Origin of the sequence: Chryseobacterium arachidis (assembly GCF_900129245.1) — a bacterium.
Taxonomy (GTDB): Bacteria; Bacteroidota; Bacteroidia; order Flavobacteriales; family Weeksellaceae; genus Chryseobacterium; species Chryseobacterium arachidis.
This window is the reverse complement of record NZ_FQUT01000002.1, coordinates 113,491-131,894: the sequence shown is the minus strand read 5'-3', so window position 1 is coordinate 131,894 and position 18,404 is coordinate 113,491. Positions and strand designations below refer to the sequence as shown.

The window sequence follows — 18,404 nt, the reverse complement described above, 5'->3', positions numbered from 1 at the left end:
TTTGATGAAATATTTAAGATTATCGGGGCTCGAGCCTTTGATTATTACACCGGAAAGTAATTTTATCAACGTTGGGGAAAGAACCAATGTTGCCGGTTCAAAGAAGTTTTTAAGATTAATAAAAGAAGAAAAATTCGGGGAAGCTTTGGATATCGCCCGTCATCAGGTTGAAGGCGGTGCACAGATTCTTGATGTCAATTTCGACGACGGATTGATTGACGGAAAAGCTTCTATGATTAAATTTTTAAATTTAATTGCTTCCGAACCGGATATTTCCAGAATTCCTTTGATGATCGACTCTTCAAAATGGGAAATTTTGGAAGCTGGATTACAGGTTGCTCAAGGTAAATGTGTAGTGAATTCCATCAGCTTAAAGGGTGGTGAAGAAGAATTCATCAAACAGGCAAAAGCAATTAAAAGATATGGTGCAGCGGTTATTGTCATGGCATTCGATGAAGTAGGACAAGCTGATACTTACGATCGTAGAATCGAAATATCAAAACGTTCTTATGATATCTTAGTGAATCGTTTAAATTTCCCTGCAGAAGACATTATTTTCGATTTAAATATTTTCCCTGTCGCAACGGGAATGGATGAGCATAGAAGAAATGCAATCGACTTCATTGAAGCAACGAGATGGGTTCGCCAGAATCTTCCGTATGCGTCTGTAAGTGGAGGAGTTTCCAATGTTTCGTTTTCGTTCCGTGGAAATGATACGGTGAGAGAAGCGATGCATTCGGTTTTCCTGTATCATGCCATTCAGGCGGGAATGAATATGGGAATTGTAAATCCTGCGATGTTGGAGGTCTACGATGAAATTAATAAGGAGCTTCTAGAATTAGTTGAAAATGTAATTCTTGATAAGAGAGAAGACGCGACAGAACGACTTCTTGATTATTCGGAAAAACATAAATCGGTCAAAAAAGAAAAAGTCGAGGATTTAGAATGGAGAAATCATCCTTTGCAGGAGAGGATTACGCATGCTTTGGTAAAAGGAATCGATCGTTTTATTGAAGAAGACGTTGAGGAAGCAAGACAGCAGGCAGAAAAACCATTACACGTTATTGAAATTAATTTAATGACGGGGATGGGCGTCGTCGGAGATTTATTCGGAAGCGGAAAAATGTTCTTACCACAAGTTGTAAAATCGGCAAGGGTAATGAAAAAAGCGGTGGCCTATTTACAGCCGTTTATTGAAGCTGAAAAAGACGGTTCAAAACCTGCGAACGGAAAGATCCTGATGGCGACTGTAAAAGGCGATGTTCACGATATTGGTAAAAATATTGTGAGCGTAGTTTTAGGTTGTAACAATTACGAAATCGTTGATTTGGGAGTAATGGTTCCTGCCGAAAAAATTATCCAGACGGCAATTGAGGAAAAAGTGGACGTTATCGGACTCAGCGGATTGATTACGCCAAGTTTGGACGAAATGGTCTATATCGCTTCAGAATTGGAAAGACAAAATTTAGATTTTCCTTTATTAATTGGTGGTGCAACAACTTCAAAAGCACATACTGCGGTGAAAATCGATTTAAAATATAAAAATGCAGTTGTTCACGTGAATGATGCTTCCAGAGCGGTAAACGTGGTAAGTTCATTGCTGGGCGACAGAAATAAAGAATACGTTGAGGATCTAAAGAACGACTATTCGGAATTCAGAGAAAAGTTTCTCAACAGACAGGTGGAAAAAGACTACGTTTCTATTGAAGAAGCCAGACAGAATAAATTTAAAATCGACTGGGAAAATGAAGAGATTTTTACACCCAATCAATTAGGAATTAAGGTTTTTGAAAATCAGGATTTGAGAGAATTATTACCTTTCATCGACTGGTCGCCGTTTTTCAGAAGCTGGGATTTGCATGGAAAATATCCGCAGATTTTAGAAGATGAAGTTGTAGGAGCTCAGGCGAAGGAATTGTTCAAAGATGCAAAGGTTATTTTAAATCGAATTTTAGATGAAAAATTATTAACCGCAAAAGCCATTTTCGGAATTTTTAAGGCTAATTCGAATGAAACGGATGATATTTTAATCTTCGATGAAAATAATGAACAGAAAGTAAAATTCTTAACATTAAGACAGCAGGCTCAGCGTTCGAAAGGAAAAGATTATCTGGCTTTAAGTGATTTTATTGCTCCAAAGAGTTCAGGAAAAACCGATTATATGGGAGCTTTCTGTGTAACTACAGGTTTTGGAACTGATGAATTGGCAGAAGAATATGAAAAAGCGAATGATGATTATAACGCCATCATGGTAAAAGCTTTGGCAGACCGTTTTGCAGAAGCTTATGCTGAATTTTTGCATAAAAAAGTCAGAACTGAATATTGGGGTTACGCGAATCAGGAAAATTTAAGCAACGAAGAATTAATTGCCGAAAAATATAAAGGAATCCGTCCGGCTCCAGGTTATCCTGCGTGTCCGGATCACCTGGAAAAACATGCAATCTGGGATCTTTTAAAAGTAGAAGAAAACATTGGCGTTTATTTAACGGAAAGCTTAGCCATGTTCCCGACTGCAGCTGTTTCCGGATATTATTTTGGTAGTCCGCACGCCAAATACTTTGGATTGGGAAAAATTGCAGAAGACCAATTGAAAGATTATTCCGTAAGAAAAGGAATTTCTTTGCAGGAAGCAAGGAAATGGCTGAATCCTAATTTAGCAGACGGAATTTAGTTTTAGTTTCGGCGGCGGCAAAGCCGCCGCCGAAACTAAAACTTCAAAATAAATATTAAAAACAGATTATCAAATAGCTCATGATTGATCGTTGTTGGCTTTGGCTTTTTAATCGTAAATAACAACTTTCAACAAGCAATAAAAATATAAAATGAAGATTACTGATCATATAAAAAACGCAAACGGAAAAACTTTGTTTTCCCTCGAAGTTGTTCCGCCCCAAAAAGGAATTGGGATTGAAGATTTATATAAAAACATTGATCCTTTGATGGAATTTAAACCACCATTTATCGATGTGACAACTTCCAGAGAAGAATATATTTATATCGACAAAGGAAACGGTTTGATGGAGCGCCGCATCACAAGAATGCGTCCCGGAACATTGGGAATTTGTGCGGCCATTCAACATAAATATAATGTAGATACGGTTCCTCATTTGCTTTGCGGAGGTTTTACCAAAGAGGAAACAGAATATCTTTTGGTAGACTGTATGTATCTTGGAATTGATAATATCATGGCTTTGAGAGGCGATGCAATGAAAGGTCATCAATATTTTGAGCCAACTCAGGGAGGTCATGCTAGTGCGATGGATCTGGTTCATCAAATTAATGATCTGGGAAGAGGAAAATATCTTCATAACCAAGACGAAGAACGTGAAGAGCATAATAAATTCTGCATTGGCGTTGCCGGTTATCCCGAAAAACATATGGAAGCGCCTTCAATGAATTATGATTTGAAATGGTTAAAACAAAAAGTAGATGCAGGAGCAGATTATATTGTAACACAAATGTTTTTTGACAATAAAAAATTTATCGAGTTTGTTAAGAAGGCTCGTGAAATGGGAATTACAGTTCCTATTATCCCGGGAATTAAGCCGATTGCAACGAAAAAGCACTTAAAAATTCTTCCTCAGATTTTTAAAATTGATTTGCCGGAAGAACTAATCAATGAAGTTGAAAATGCCAAGAATAATGAAGCCGTAAAACAGATCGGAATTGAATGGGCGATTACTCAAAGTAAAGAACTTTTAGATTTCGGAGTTCCTGTTCTGCATTTCTACAGTATGGGGAAAAGTGATAATATTAAAAAAGTAGCCTCAGAGCTGTTCTAATAAAGTAAAATGATATTTGACGGAAGCTTTGTCGAAAGACAAGGCTTTTTTCACGAAACTCTATTTCATAACATCGGATGCCTTTCAAATTCCTTATTTTGATCGAATAAATAACGATAAGTCGCCAATTTTCGGGTCACTGTAGTATCAAGATTCTCGGCAATTTTGATCATTTTAGGATTAAAATCACCAATCCACTGCATTTCTGTGACTTTAAAATCAGTGTGTTTTCTAAGGTGCTGTGTTCCTTCCCAAATCATGTACCCTTCCAGGCCTTTTCGCTGCCATTCGGGGACGACACCAAAAACAAGTCCCACCATTTTTTCGTTTTTCTTAAACTTTTTAATCCAGAGAAATTTAATTTTTTCCCAAAGTCCGAATTTTCCGTTGAGATATTTAAACCATTGGTTCGTGTCCGGAAGATTCATCCACATGGCAATCGGCTTTTCATTTTCATAGACGAACCACGAAATATGCTCATTGATAATCGGTTTCATGGTCTTAAACATTTTCAAAACCTTCGATTCTTCCATGCATTTTCCTTCGCCATGTGCAGCCCAGGCTCTGTTATAAATTTCAGTAAAATCTTTGGCAAATTTTCCCAGCTTATCTTTCGTCATGGGTCTTGCGGAAATTTCAGGATTCTTGCTGTGTTTTGTGTGCATTACGGTGAAAACCCTTGAAACTTCTGCGAAAATTGATCTCGAAAAACAAAGCTGTTCAAAGTAAATTTTAAAACCATAGTTTTCAAAAAGGTCTTTGTAATAAGGAAAATTGTAATTCATTCCATACAATGGCTCTACGAATCCCTCAATGACAAGGCCCCAGAATTTATCCCGTTCCCCGAAATTAATGGGTCCATCCATCGCCTCCATCCCTCTCTGCTGAAGCCAGTTTTTACAATGATCGAAAATAAAATTGGCCGTTTCCTGATCATTAATACAGTCGAAAAATCCAAATCCGCCGGTTGGCTGTTTTTGCTCATAAGTTTCATTAACGAAAACCGCAACTTTTCCTACCGTTTCATTTTGCTTATTTTTAAATAGAAACTGTACGCATTCGCCGTTTTTAAAGAATTTATTTTTTTCAGGATTAAAAACATCTTCAATGTCAATATTTCGAGGCCTGATATAGTTTTTATCGTGTTGGTAAAGCCTTGCCGGAAACTCTAAAAATTCCTTTTTCTGGGATTCGTTTTGTACTTCTTCAGCAATAATCATGATGTAAAATGATAGTGGAGGCGAAAGATAATGTTTTTCGGCCAAATTAAATATGACGAACAGATTTTATCCGTATTTTTGTGCAAATTAAATAAAAAATGGTTGATTTTACTGATAACGACGATGATATTTTCACTGGAAAAGAACATACGCCTATAAGGAAAGATGCTTTTGATAAATCACCAGAAGAGAAGATAGAAAAAATTACCGAGCTTTTTGGGGAAATCATGGAAACTTTAGGAATGGATATGACAGACGATTCCTTGAAAGATTCTCCGAGACGTGTTGCGAAGATGTATGTAAACGAAATTTTTGGAGGGCTTCTTCCTGAAAATAAGCCGGGAATTTCCACATTTTCGAACAAATATAAATACCGCCAGATGTTGGTGGAAAAAGACATCACGGTATATTCTTTTTGCGAGCATCATTTTTTACCGATTATCGGAAGAGCACATGTTGCTTACATTTCGAACGGTGAAGTGATCGGTCTTTCAAAAATCAATAGAATTGTGGACTATTATGCAAAAAGACCACAGGTTCAGGAAAGACTGACGATGCAGATTGTGGATGCCTTAAAAGAAGCTTTGGGAACGAAAGATGTAGCCTGCATTATCGATGCAAAACATCTTTGTGTAAACTGCAGAGGAATAAAAGACACGGCAAGTTCTACGATTACGGCAGAATTGAGCGGAATTTTCAGAACCAATCCTATTACCAGACAGGAATTCCTTCATTATGTGGGAAGCCATGCGAAGTTGGATTAATATTTAGAATAGTAATGGATTATCAGATTCTTAAAACTCTTGTTGAAGACGAGCTTCTGAGATTTGAAGAAATTTATGAAGAAGACTGGTCGTATAAGATTTCTCCTGAAAAATGGTCGAAAAAAGAAATTTTAGGGCACCTTTGTGATAGTGCTTTGGCAAATATCAGGAGATTTGTAGTTACTCAATACAAAGAAAACGAGAATATTGTTTATGATCAGAATTTTTGGGTAAAAGCTCAGAATTATCAGAATGTTCCGACTTCGGATATTATTAATCTTTGGAAGTTTCTCAATCTTCAGATTGTTAATGTTGTCGAAAATATTCCGGACGAAGCTTTGCAGAGAACCTGTGATATGACTAAAACAGAATCGCAAATTTTTACTTTGGAATTTATTATTAATGATTATATTAGTCATTTACAACATCACTTAAAAGCAATTTAATAATGATAAAATTTAAAAAAGTTTCAGACAGGATTTTCGTAACAACCATTATTTGTTGTTGCTGTATTTGCTGTTGTTAAAAGGTTTTCATCTTTTAATAAAATAAAACTTTACACTAAATTTTAAAAATCATTAAATCAAAATAAAAAAATGCAATTAAAAATATACAACTCGCTTGCGGGAGAAAAAGAAATATTTAAACCTATTTTAGACGGAAATGTGGGAATGTACGTTTGTGGGCCGACGGTTTACAGCAACGTACATTTGGGAAATGTGAGAACTTTCCTTTCTTTCGACTTTATTTACAGAAGTTTGATGCATTTGGGCTATAAAGTAAGATATGTAAGAAATATCACCGATGCCGGTCACCTTACCGACGATGGAGATGTAAATAACGACCGATTCGTAAAACAGACCCGTCTTGAGAAACTGGAACCTATGGAAATTGTACAGAAATATACGGTAGATTTTCATAAAGTTCTGGATCTGTTCAATTTATTGCCTCCGAATATCGAACCGACTGCAACAGGTCATATCGTGGAACAAATTGAATTGACACAAAAATTAATTGAAAGAGGATTCGCCTACGAAAGCAATGGTTCTGTGTATTTCGATGTTTTGGAATACAACAGAAGAGGTTTAAATTATGGCGAACTTTCAAAAAGAAATATTGAAGAACTTTTTGCCAATACTCGTGATTTGGACGGGCAAGGAGAAAAGAAAAATCCACAGGATTTTGCATTGTGGAAAAAAGCTTCCCCTGCACACATTATGAGATGGAATTCGCCTTGGGGAGAAGGTTTCCCGGGATGGCACCTTGAATGTACTGCAATGAGCACGAAATATTTAGGGGAAACTTTCGATATTCACGGAGGTGGAATGGATTTGAAATTCCCTCACCACGAATGTGAAATTGCACAAGGAAAAGCCTGCAACGATACCGCTCCTGTAAATTATTGGATGCACGCCAATATGTTGACGATGAATTCTCAACGTATGAGTAAATCCACAGGGAATTACATTTTGCCAATGCAGTTGGTGACTGGTGAAAATGATTTCTTTGAAAAACCTTTCCATCCGTCAATTGTACGTTTTTGCTTTTTACAGGCTCATTACAGAAGCGTTTTGGATATTTCTAATGATGCCATGCTGGCGAGTGAAAAAGGATTCATCAGATTAATGGAAGCGATTAAAGTTTTAAATAATATTGCTCCAAATGACGAAAAACAATCCGGTTTCAGCCTTGAAGAGTGGAAAAATAAGGCGTATGATGCGTTAACGGATGATTTCAATTCTCCGGTTTTAATTGCGCATTTATTTGAAGCCGTAAAATATATTTTTGCTTTGAATGATGCTAAAGAAACGATTTCAACGAAAGATCTAGAGGAATTAAAATCTACTTTACATGCTCTTGTTTTCGATGTTTTAGGACTTCAGACTATTGAAGAGAATAATAACGAAAAATTAGATCAAACGCTGAAAGTTTTAATTGAACTAAGAAATCAGGCAAGAAAATCGAAAAACTTTGAACTTTCAGACCAAATCCGTGATAAACTTCTTGCAGAAGGTATCGAGCTGAAAGACGGAAGAGACGGAACTTCTTACGTTTTGAATTAGAATTTTAAAAATATTTATACTAAACTCCTGCATTTTTTGTGGGAGTTTTTTATGTCGCGCTGTCATTCTGAATGGTGCAAAGCGAAATGAAGAATCTACAAACTCTAAATAGATTCTTCCTTCGTCAGAATGACAAAAATACCTTTATTCAATATAAAAATTAAACTTTACCGCCTTTGCTGAGTGAAACGCCTTTGCGAACTTAAAAACGAATAGTAGTCCAAAAAAATCTTTGCGTTTCTTTGCGTTTAAAATAGATTTTTTAAACCTTAGTCTCAAGCTAAAAAAAATTACAATCCAATCCAAAAATTATGTAACTTAGTCATACTAAAATGATTAAAATCAAAATTTATATACTATGAAAAAACATTTATTCCCTTTATTTCTGCTTTTACTAGGAGCAAATGTGAATGCGCAGCAAGATTTTTTTGCATTGGTCGGAAAAGACACCCCGAATATTGTTTTTAATGATTTCCGTGCTGTCGATGGATTAACTGGTACTTCGGGAGAACAGATTTTCAATACAGATTCTTCTGCAAAAGTTTTCTCGCAGACAAACAGGGGTATTGTAACTGAAGATAAAAACACCTACAACAACGCCCAGGCTATGAATATGGCAACTTTGGCTTACGATTCTCACAACAATAATTTGGTGTACATGCCGATGTTTTCTTCGAATATTTATGTTTTAAATGCTAAAACGAAGGAAATTACTTTAGTAGAAAACAATACTGCAAGAGTAACTTCATGCGATATCAATTCTCATGTAACCAGAATGGCAACCGGCTACGACGGAAATATCTATGCAATCAATAACTCCGGAACCCAGTTTTTGCAGATCAGCAGAAAAGGAAGTCAATATGTTGTAAACGACTTGGGAATCATTAAAGATGATGCTTCCAATGGGAAAAATTCTTTCACAACCATTGAAACAGGATTTGGTGGTGACATGATCGCTGATGCAGATAATAATTTCTATGTTTTTTCGGCTTCAGGAAATGTTTTCAAAGTTTCACCTAAAGAATTGAAGGCAAAATTTGTGGGAAAAATCTCGGGAATTCCTGAAAATTATTCTGTGAATGGTTCTGCAGTGAATTCTAAAGGAAAAGTGGTGATCGCAAGTGCAAAAGGAGCTCCTTTGTATGAAGTTGATTTGAATACTTTACAGGCAAAACAGCTTGCAGGCGAACAAAATTTACATATTTATGATTTAGCTAGTAAATATTTCGCTAATGATAAAGCAATTTCGAACAACGTATTTGCGAATCTTGATATTTATCCGACAAGAGTTGATGAAAAATACATTAACGTAAATGTAAACGATAAAGCTGTAAAAGGGAATATTAACCTTACTGTTTTCGATCTGTCAGGCAAAAATATAATGAAGCATAATCTTTCAGTAAAAGACGGTTCGCTCAATCAGCAGGTTTATCTTAAAAACTTAGTAAGCGGGGCTTATTTGGTAAGTATCACGGACGAATCCGGAAAAATATTATTGAACAAGAAAATTTTGGTTACAGAATAATCTTTAATTTATATAAAACTTAAAACCTTTTCAACGATTTGGAAAGGTTTTTTTAATGAATATTTGATATTCAATAAGTTTTGTTTTTCGGGATTATAACGTATTTTTATAAAAAAATATAAATGAAGCTATACTTTAATGTAGGTTACAGTGCAAAAGTTGGAGAAAAACTACAGTTGATTATCAATGACGAAGGTGCTGTACATCAGACTCATGCTATGTTTTACGGAGAAAACGGGCTCTGGAAATGTGAAGTAGATTATTTTTCAAAATCAATTTCCTATCAATATCAGCTTGTAGATGAACGAGGAAATCTTTTGAGAGAAGAATTTGTTCCGCATCATCTTAATTTTCCGCACAATTATAAAGAATTTGTGATTTTCGATGAATGGAACAATAAGAACTTTCCGGAAAATTATCTTAATAACAAGATTCTTCATAACAAGCTGAATACATTTAAGCCGGAAAAGCTTTCGGTATTAAAAAAACATACTCACCTATTCAGAATTGAGGCGCCGGTCTATAATCCGAACTGGAAAATCGTAGTATTCGGAAGTACGGCTTCATTGGGAAACTGGGATTATGAAAAAGCCATTCATTTATCTCAGACGGATTTCGGAATTTGGGAAACTTCTCTTGAAATTCCGGAAAATGAATACATTCAGTTTAAATATTGCCTTTACGATTCGGAAGTTGGTAAAGTAATTGATGTGGAAACAGGCGAAAACAGATTTACGGTTCCTAATCAGTCGAAAGATATTCTGCAGATCGTTTCGAATCATTATTTTAAATTTAAATTGTATCAGATGTATCACGATGCAGGAGTTGCCGTTCCGATTTTCTCTTTGAGGACGCAGGATGGTTTCGGTGTCGGGGAATTTTCGGATATGAAAAAACTTGCAGATTGGGCGAAAGAAACCAATCTTGGGATTATCCAGATCTTACCGATCAATGATACGACTGCCAATTATACATGGACGGATTCTTATCCTTACGCAGCGGTTTCCGTTTACGCTTTGCATCCGCAATATATTTCTTTAGAAAACCTTGATTTTGACTTACCGAAAGATTTAATTGAAGAATACCAAGTTGAAAAATCAGATTTAAATTCATTGGAATTAATCGATTACGAAAAGATGATTTCAGGAAAATGGAAATATCTGAAAGCAGTTTTTATTGAAGGAAAAGATAAAATTTACAAAGACAGGAATTTTAAAAAATTCATAAAAGATAATGAATTGTGGCTGGTTCCTTATTCAGCATTCTGTGTGTTGCGAGACAAATATAAGACTCCGAATTTCAACGAATGGAAAACACATAAAAAATATATCGCCGGAAAAATTGCTCCGTTTTTTACTGCTAAAAGTAAAGATTATGATGCTTCAATGCTTCATGCGTGGGTACAATATCAGCTTCACAAGCAATTAAAAGATGCGATTGATTATACGCATAACCTCGGAATTTCGGTAAAAGGAGATCTCCCAATCGGAATTTACAGACATTCGGTTGAAGCCTGGACAGAGCCAGAACTTTTCGGAATGGATTTTCAGGCCGGAGCACCGCCGGATCAGTTTACAGAATTGGGACAAAACTGGGAATTCCCAACATATAATTGGGAAGCTATGAAAGCGGATGATTATAAATGGTGGAAAAACAGATTCAAGGCATTGGAACAGTATTTTGATGCCATGAGGATTGACCATATTTTAGGGTTTTTCAGGATCTGGAGAATGCCGATTTCTGCTACACAGGGGATTTTGGGTTATTTTTATCCTGCAGTTCCGGTTACATTGGAAGAGTTCAACGCCTGGCATATTCCATTTAATTTCGACAGATATTGCAAACCGTTCATCAATGATCAGATTCTTTGGAACTATTTTGGAGAAAATGTTGAAAAAGCACTGGAATTCATCAACAATAATCATGACGGTACATACACATTTAAAGAAGAATTTAATACTCAGAGAAAATTAGCCGATTTCTTCAAAAAAAATCCGGGAGGAACGATTGAAGAACAATTGATTTCACTTTGTGCCAATGTTTTATTCTTAATTGAAGAACGAAACGGACAGGTTGTTTATCACCCAAGATTCAATGTTTATCATACAGATTCTTATCAATATCTTTCAGATTGGGAGAAAAAAACGATCTACGATTTGTACCATGATTATTTTTTCAGAAGACAGGATGCTCTTTGGTACGAAAAAGCCATGGAAAAGCTTCCGGTGATTTTAAATGCCACGAAAATGTTGATTTGTGGAGAAGATTTAGGCTTAGTTCCGGATTGTGTTCCTGTGGTGATGGACGAATTGGCCATTGTTGCTTTAAAAGTTCAGAGAATGCCTTCAGAAAACATTCCGTTTTACAATCCTAAAAAAGCAAGCTATCTGAATGTTGTTACGGCTTCTTCACACGACAGTTCTACACTCAGACAGTGGTGGAAAGAAGATCCTGCTTTGACACAGAAATATTTTAACCAGCAATTGATTCAGTACGGAAAAGCGCCTGAAGAATTAGATGCTCATCTATCTGAAATGATTATGAAACAGCATCTTTATAATGATGCAATGCTGGCTGTTTTTCCTATTCAGGAATTTTTGGCAACAGATAAAGAACTTACCAACCCGAAAATGGATAACGAAAGAATCAACAATCCTGCAGTCTTTCCTCATTATTGGAGGTACAGAATGCATTTGAATCTGGAAGACTTAAAAGTGCAGGAAAATTTTAATAAAAAGATCGCAAACTGGGTGAAAGATAGTGGGAGAATGTAAATTTAACATTTGATTATCAATGTTTTAATAATAAATTAAAAGAAGTTTTATCAAAAGATTTAACTTCTTTTTTTTATTTATATCAAAAAGATAGAATTAAGAATTCTGCTATATTAACCAATTAACGACTATAAAATGAAAAAAATATTAATCAGTTTTGCTTTGGGTCTTGCGACTTTGTCTTTTGCCCAGCAGTATCCTAACGACGGATGGGGAAATGATGACGGATATTATCAAAATGATGGCTACTACAGCGATGAAGATGACCAGAATTATTTCCCGGATGATTATTACTACAATTATCCTCAGGATTATTATCCAAGCAATTATTATCAAAGTAACTATAACGATTACAGAAATAGTATTGTAAGTATTAACTGGAATGTATTCTTTAACCAGAATAGGCTTAGCCCTTGGCAGATTGATCAGATTTTAAGATTAAATAATCTGTATGTAAGCTTCTCCACTTGGAATAATTATTACAGATACAATCCTGACAGATGGTATTACGACAGATTTTATGCGTTAGAAAGAATTATGGGACCGAGAGTGTTTGTTGTTTTCCAAAATAACTTTTATCACGGATACAGACCGGTAGTTTATTTCCAGAATTACAGAAGATCTCATTATGCGGCAATCTGCAGACCGATACCTCGTTACAGAAATGTGAACATCAATGTCTACAGAGTGGACAGAGCAAGGTTTAACAGGCTGGATAATCCTACTTTCAAGATCGTCAGAACTCAAAGACCGAATAACGGATTTAGAAATGACGGAAGAAACGGAAACAACGCAGGGTACCGTAATCAGGCTGAAAACAGAAATAACGGAGGCTTTAGAAACAATGACAATGGAGTGAGAAATAATGGAGGTTTCAGAAATGAAAGAACAGATAACGGAAACAATGGAGGTGGAAGAAATAACGGAGGTTTCAGAGGAAATAACGACGGTGGAGTAAGGAACAATGGAGGCTTCCGAGCTGAAAGAGCTGATAATGGAAACAATGGAGGTGGAAGAAATAACAGCGGGTTCCGGGGAGGAAATGAAGTAAGAAGACAGGAAGCGCCAAGACGGGAAAATAATGGAGGATTCAGAAGAAATGAAAATTCTGCTCCGAGAGAACAAAACAGAGGCGGAAATGAAGGAAGAGGAAACGGTGGTTTCCGAAACGGATTTGCAAAAAATTAATTTTCATATATTATATTTAAGTGGTGTGAGGGCAGATTTTAGGATCTGCTCTTTTTTTGTTTTTAAATTGATTATTTAATATTGAAATTTAACATTTTTTATGGATTTTTCTTTTTAACTTTTGTTTTAACTAATAATCAAAAAGATGTATAACAATTAATTAAAGATTTTAAAAAGATGAAAAAGTTAGTTTTAGCAATAGCATTTATAGGAATGGGGAGCTTAGCAATGGCTCAGCAGATAACTCCTCAGGATAAGGAAGCGAGAAAAGCAGAATTTCAGCAGAAACGTCAGCAAAAAGAGCAGGAACGTTTGGTTCAATTGCAAAAAGATTTAAATTTGAATCAGACTCAGGTTGATAAAATCAAAGCACTTCAGGACAAGAGAAAAGCAGAAATGAAAGCCGAATTTGATAAAAACAAAGAACAGAGACAGGCAAAAATGGAGGAAATGAAGGCGAAAAGAGCTCAGATGGATGCAGAAATGAAACAGATCTTAACTCCTCAGCAATATGATAAATGGCAGGCGGACAGAAAGGCAAAAATGGAGCAGAGAAAGATGGCAATGAAGGAAAGAGGATTTAAAGGCAGAATGCACAAACCCATGAATACGGCTGCTCCTGAAACCAATTAGTAGCATACAGCTTTGATTTTTTAATGTTAATAAGGACGGAATATAATTCTGTCCTTTTTTATTAATTTTCATTAAAACTTTTGATTTCGGGGTTTAATTCCCTAATTTTGAATATAAATTTATTACTATGGTTAGCGAGAAAATTGCAAAATTAATTAACGAACAGATAGCTCACGAACAATATGCTGCACAATATTACCTTTCTATGTCTGCTTGGTTTTCAAGCAAGGATTTAGACGGTATTGCAAATTATTTCAGAGTGCAGAGCAAAGAGGAACTGATGCATGCAGATAAAATGTTTGATTATTTAAATGATGTAGGGGGAGAAATCATCATAGGAGAAATTGCGAAACCACCGCATGAATTTGCAAATGCTATCGACATTTTTGAAAAGGCACTGGAACACGAAAAAAAAGTAACAAAGAGTATTTTCAATATTGTGAAAAATGCTAATGAAGAGGGAGATTTTGCAACTACTTCTTTTTTACAGTGGTTCATCAACGAGCAGGTGGAAGAGGAAGCAAGTGCTTCTCAGTATGTAACAAAAATTAAAATGGTTTCTGATAATCCATCAGCTTTATACCTTTTTGATCAGGAATTGGCACAGAGAGTTTTTACTCCGGATCCAACAGCTTAATTTGAATATTTTTGAGGAATAATAGTTTCGGCGGAGCCAAAGGCTCCGCCGAAACTATTTAAAAATAATTTTCCCAAAACCAGCCAGGATTGGGGATAGCTTCCAGTTTATTTTTCATTTTCGGATTTTCTGTGAGAAAGTTTTTATATCCAGTCTGACCGACTTTTTGGGAAGAAGGAATGGATACATACATTCTGTTTACATGAACATTACTTTTTAAATAAACCACTAAAAAGTCTTTGCCTTTAAGTTTTCGGGCATCATTAAAATTCAGACTTCCAGTATCTGTTTTAGAATCATACGTCTTGTTATTTACAGAAAACGTGTAGACAAAAACATAGCCCGTTCCTCTTCCATATCCTTCAATTTCTTTTATGGTTCCGGAAGTACAGACACCATCTGTCTTATAAAATCTGGAATATAAATTTCGTGTATGATTGTCATAAATAAGCAGAGCGATAATAAGGATAACCCAAAAATAGATATGGTATTTTTTTATAATATCCATCATGATTACAAATAAATAAGCTGGGTCTTTATCACCTTTCTTCCCAACCTTTCCAGAATTTGTTTATAATTCTCAATCTGTCGCTCATCCTTTTGGTTCTCTTCACCCGTTTTAAAGTCTACAATAATGTAGCCTTCATCACTTTTCAGTATCCTGTCGGGGCGATAAATTCTGCTTTCTCCATTGGCGGAAATCATAATATCTTTTTCATTGATCACTTCCCATTTTTCATCAAAAAACTCAGAATAGGTTTCAATAATTTGCAGGAGATCCAGTTCAATGGTTGCTCTTTCTTCGATGGTGATTTGCCCTTCCAGGACATAACGTTCCAAAACTTTACTAATATCTTTAGCTGTATTAATCTGGGAAAGCAGCTCATGGACGAAAAGCCCGATTCTTACTTTCTCATTTCTTACCTGATAATTTTTGGAAGGCGTGGCAATTTTTATCGAAGTACTTTTTTCGTCTATATTTTTGAGGTTTTGGATATCTCTGGTTTCGAAATGTGACGTTTTATGTTTTGAATGTTTTTTCAGCATTTCAGGATTCACCTCATACAGATCAAACTCATCCAAGCTTTCAGGATTTTTGGACTGAAGAAATTCCAGCAGTTCCAGATTATTGGAAGTTTTATTGGCTTTCTGAATATAAAAGAACAATTGTTCCACAGGCCTTGTCGTTGCCACATATTGCAGGCACAATCGGTCAACAAGGTTTTTATAAGAATTTAATTTGTTAAATATTTCGATTTCTTCATCATAAACTTCCAGATTTTTACTGAATTGATTGATGTTTACAGACTTCAAAGGGCTGTCATTAGAGGTTTCAAACCAATTCGTAAATTCTGCATCACGGTTTTTATTCATCATTGGGATAAAAACAATGGGGAACTCCAAACCTTTTGCCTTATGAATGGTCATAATCTGTATCGCATCGATATTTTCTGAAGCCTGAATCGTGTAGGTAGAAGCTTCTTCGTCCCAGTATTTTAAAAATTCTTTTGTGCTGGCCCCTGCATTTTGAGTAAAGTTGAACAGCATTTCAAGAAAATTCAGAAGGAAATCCGTTTCTTTATGCTCTACTGAAAATTCATTGATGTAGTATTCCACAAAATTATACAAATTAAATCTCGGGAAATGATCCTGTTTCAGGTGCAGAGCATATTTCTGCTGTATAAACTGAAGAATCCCTTCATGCGTTTCAATCGCCAAGATTTCTTTCATTTCCAAAGTAAAATCTGCCATTCTGATTCTCTCCAGCTGGTTCAGATAATACATCATCATGATCAGATTCGGTCTGTTTTTCGGATTGGTTTCCCATTTCAGAAATTCAATGACGGCTTTTAAGGTATTTGATAATTCTAAGGTAAGTCCTTTGTCGGAAATGGTTTTAATATTCGTTTCTTCACCTTTATAATTGACTTTCAGATTACCTAATTTTTGAGAGTAGCTGAAAATATCAAAATTTCCACGGCAAAGGATCGTAATATCAGAAAATTTAAAACCGTTATCCAGACTTTCCTGAATATCTTTTCGCATTTTTTCGGAAGTATCAGTATAAAAATCTTCATTGGTCAAATTCTCAATAAGATTTACTTTTACACGGCCTTCGATAGAAGATTTAGGGGTTTGTTCCGCATCGGTTCCGAAAATATTTTTGTGCTCTTCGGCTAAAATTTCAGAATGAAATTTATACAGATCATTATTAAACTGAACAATATTTTGTGCACTTCGCCAATTGTCTTTCAGAACCAACAGATCAGCCTGTTTGGGAGAAAATTCTTTTTTGTTGATGATATCCAGCATGAGCTTACTTTCCCCGCCACGAAAACGGTAGATACTCTGTTTAGGGTCGCCCACCAGCGTAAATGAGGTATTTTCTGTAGACACCGCATGATCTCTTAAAGGAAGAAAATTCTGCCACTGCAGCTCCGAAGTATCCTGAAATTCATCAAAGAAATAATGCTGAAACTGGGAGCCTACTTTTTCATAAATAAAGGCCGAAGGTTCATCTTTCAGGTTTTCGTTAATTAAAATATTGAATTTAGAAAGTAGGATTAGATCATTTTCCTCTTCAATTTTTTTCAGTTCATCCTGAATATCTTTGTTCACTTTTAAAGGCAGAAGCGCCGATAAAATTTTCTCTTTTTTCTGGGTTTCGATATAAAGAAGAATCAATTGCATTCTGTTATCCAGCAATTGATCAAGAATTTCAAATATTTCAGATTCTTTACTTTTCGATTTTGCCGAAGCTCCTTTTCGGTAATTATTCACTACAGATTCTTCTGCAGTCGTGGGAAAAGGAAATCCCGGTCTTTTCTGGTGGTAAAAATCCAGAACTTTTGTAAAAAAGCCTCCGATTCCGTTTTTTCCCTGCGCGAAATCTTCAATCTCAATATTTCTTGATTTAAATAATTCTAGCGACTGGGTCGCAAGTTCTATCGCTTTCTTTTTATTCAGTACAATCTCTTTTCGGAGTGTATTTTTAATGTGTTCGTAATTGGTATCATCGAAATCTTTATTGTTTTTAAGATGTTCGTAATGGATATCTTTTACAAATTCTTTCGCCGAATCGTACAGGTTTTTGTTTAAATTAATTCTTTCATTATTCTCAAGGCTGTAATCCACATAATCCATAAAAGAATTAGAAATCGTTTCGTTTTCTCCGATCTGATCCAGCATTTTATCAACTGCTTCAATAAGGAAAGGTTCTGCTTCAATTTCGAGATTGAAATTTTTTGCCAAGCCTAATTCGTAGGAAAAGCTTCTTACAAGCCGGGAGTTGAAGCGGTCAATCGTCCCGATATTCAATGTAGAATAATTGTGAAGCACGTAATCCAGCATTTTTTTTGCACGCTGATGCAGCTCGTCAATCGTTATTTTTAAACCTTCTTGTTCAAAAGCTTTCTGAATATTTTTTAAGTCTCCGTTTTCTGCAAAATTCTCTTTAGAAAAATTTCCCAACCATGATAAAATCCTTTCTTTCATTTCGTTGGCAGCCTTATTGGTAAAGGTAAGAGCCAGAATATTCCGGATCGACTGCTGTTGGTTTGGATATCGAAGACAGATCATCAACAGTCGCTGAACAAGGGCATAAGTTTTCCCCGAGCCTGCAGAAGCGTTGATCACTGTATAAGAATTTTGCATTATTGAATAGAATTGAACCTGCAATTTAGCTAAATTTTAAGGTTAATTTTAACAAATTGGGTGTAGTATTTAACAGTTTTGAAAACAAAATTTAAAAATAAATCCTAAAACACGTTAACTGTGGTTAAACTTACCGTAATATGTAAAAATAATTTTAGTTTTGC

General features: G+C 35.5%; 13 protein-coding genes. 10 read left to right on the top strand and 3 right to left on the bottom strand.

Annotated features, from left to right (window positions below):
• Positions 1-4: 4 nt before the first annotated feature.
• Together metH and metF are read left to right on the top strand one after the other, a co-directional pair.
• The gene (gene metH / locus BUA89_RS04275) at positions 5-2,671 is read left to right on the top strand and encodes a methionine synthase (RefSeq protein WP_072953452.1); all 2,667 of its coding nucleotides are present in this window, start codon (positions 5-7) and stop codon (positions 2,669-2,671) included.
• A gap of 151 nt (positions 2,672-2,822) precedes the next feature.
• Entirely contained in the window at positions 2,823-3,782 is a 960-nt protein-coding gene (metF, locus tag BUA89_RS04270; RefSeq protein WP_072953450.1) for a methylenetetrahydrofolate reductase [NAD(P)H], read from the top strand.
• Positions 3,783-3,847: 65 nt separating this feature from the next.
• Here metF and BUA89_RS04265 read toward each other — a convergent pair whose 3' ends face one another.
• Positions 3,848-5,047 (bottom strand): hypothetical protein, encoded by a 1,200-nt coding sequence (locus BUA89_RS04265; protein ID WP_317043374.1) that lies wholly within the window; start codon positions 5,045-5,047, stop codon positions 3,848-3,850.
• Between the two features lie 53 nt (positions 5,048-5,100).
• Here BUA89_RS04265 and folE point away from each other — a divergent pair, with 53 nt between their 5' ends.
• The 8 genes from folE to BUA89_RS04225 all read left to right on the top strand — a co-directional run bounded on the left by folE (position 5,101) and on the right by BUA89_RS04225 (position 14,586).
• On the top strand, positions 5,101-5,766 hold the full coding sequence (gene folE, locus BUA89_RS04260) for a GTP cyclohydrolase I FolE (protein WP_072953447.1): 666 nt from the start codon (positions 5,101-5,103) through the stop codon (positions 5,764-5,766).
• A 14-nt stretch (positions 5,767-5,780) separates the two neighbouring features.
• A complete protein-coding gene (locus tag BUA89_RS04255) occupies positions 5,781-6,212 on the top strand; it encodes a DinB family protein (protein ID WP_072953445.1) in 432 nt (143 codons plus the stop codon).
• Positions 6,213-6,362: 150 nt separating this feature from the next.
• A complete protein-coding gene (gene cysS, locus BUA89_RS04250) occupies positions 6,363-7,829 on the top strand; it encodes a cysteine--tRNA ligase (protein ID WP_072953443.1) in 1,467 nt (488 codons plus the stop codon).
• A 358-nt stretch (positions 7,830-8,187) separates the two neighbouring features.
• On the top strand, positions 8,188-9,354 hold the full coding sequence (locus BUA89_RS04245) for a T9SS type A sorting domain-containing protein (protein WP_072953441.1): 1,167 nt from the start codon (positions 8,188-8,190) through the stop codon (positions 9,352-9,354).
• A 122-nt stretch (positions 9,355-9,476) separates the two neighbouring features.
• Positions 9,477-12,128 (top strand): 4-alpha-glucanotransferase, encoded by a 2,652-nt coding sequence (locus BUA89_RS04240; protein WP_072953440.1) that lies wholly within the window; start codon positions 9,477-9,479, stop codon positions 12,126-12,128.
• 135 nt (positions 12,129-12,263) lie between these two features.
• Positions 12,264-13,316, top strand: coding sequence for a hypothetical protein (locus BUA89_RS04235; RefSeq protein WP_072953437.1), 1,053 nt, complete (start codon positions 12,264-12,266; stop codon positions 13,314-13,316).
• 177 nt (positions 13,317-13,493) lie between these two features.
• The gene (locus BUA89_RS04230) at positions 13,494-13,949 is read left to right on the top strand and encodes a hypothetical protein (RefSeq protein WP_072953435.1); all 456 of its coding nucleotides are present in this window, start codon (positions 13,494-13,496) and stop codon (positions 13,947-13,949) included.
• A 127-nt stretch (positions 13,950-14,076) separates the two neighbouring features.
• Positions 14,077-14,586 (top strand): ferritin, encoded by a 510-nt coding sequence (locus BUA89_RS04225; protein WP_072953433.1) that lies wholly within the window; start codon positions 14,077-14,079, stop codon positions 14,584-14,586.
• A gap of 58 nt (positions 14,587-14,644) precedes the next feature.
• On the opposite strand, the gene BUA89_RS04220 is transcribed toward BUA89_RS04225, so the two are convergent.
• Together BUA89_RS04220 and BUA89_RS04215 are read right to left on the bottom strand one after the other, a co-directional pair.
• Positions 14,645-15,097, bottom strand: coding sequence for a hypothetical protein (locus BUA89_RS04220; RefSeq protein WP_072953431.1), 453 nt, complete (start codon positions 15,095-15,097; stop codon positions 14,645-14,647).
• Positions 15,098-15,099: 2 nt separating this feature from the next.
• Positions 15,100-18,240 (bottom strand): UvrD-helicase domain-containing protein, encoded by a 3,141-nt coding sequence (locus tag BUA89_RS04215; RefSeq protein WP_072953430.1) that lies wholly within the window; start codon positions 18,238-18,240, stop codon positions 15,100-15,102.
• Positions 18,241-18,404 lie beyond the last annotated feature (164 nt).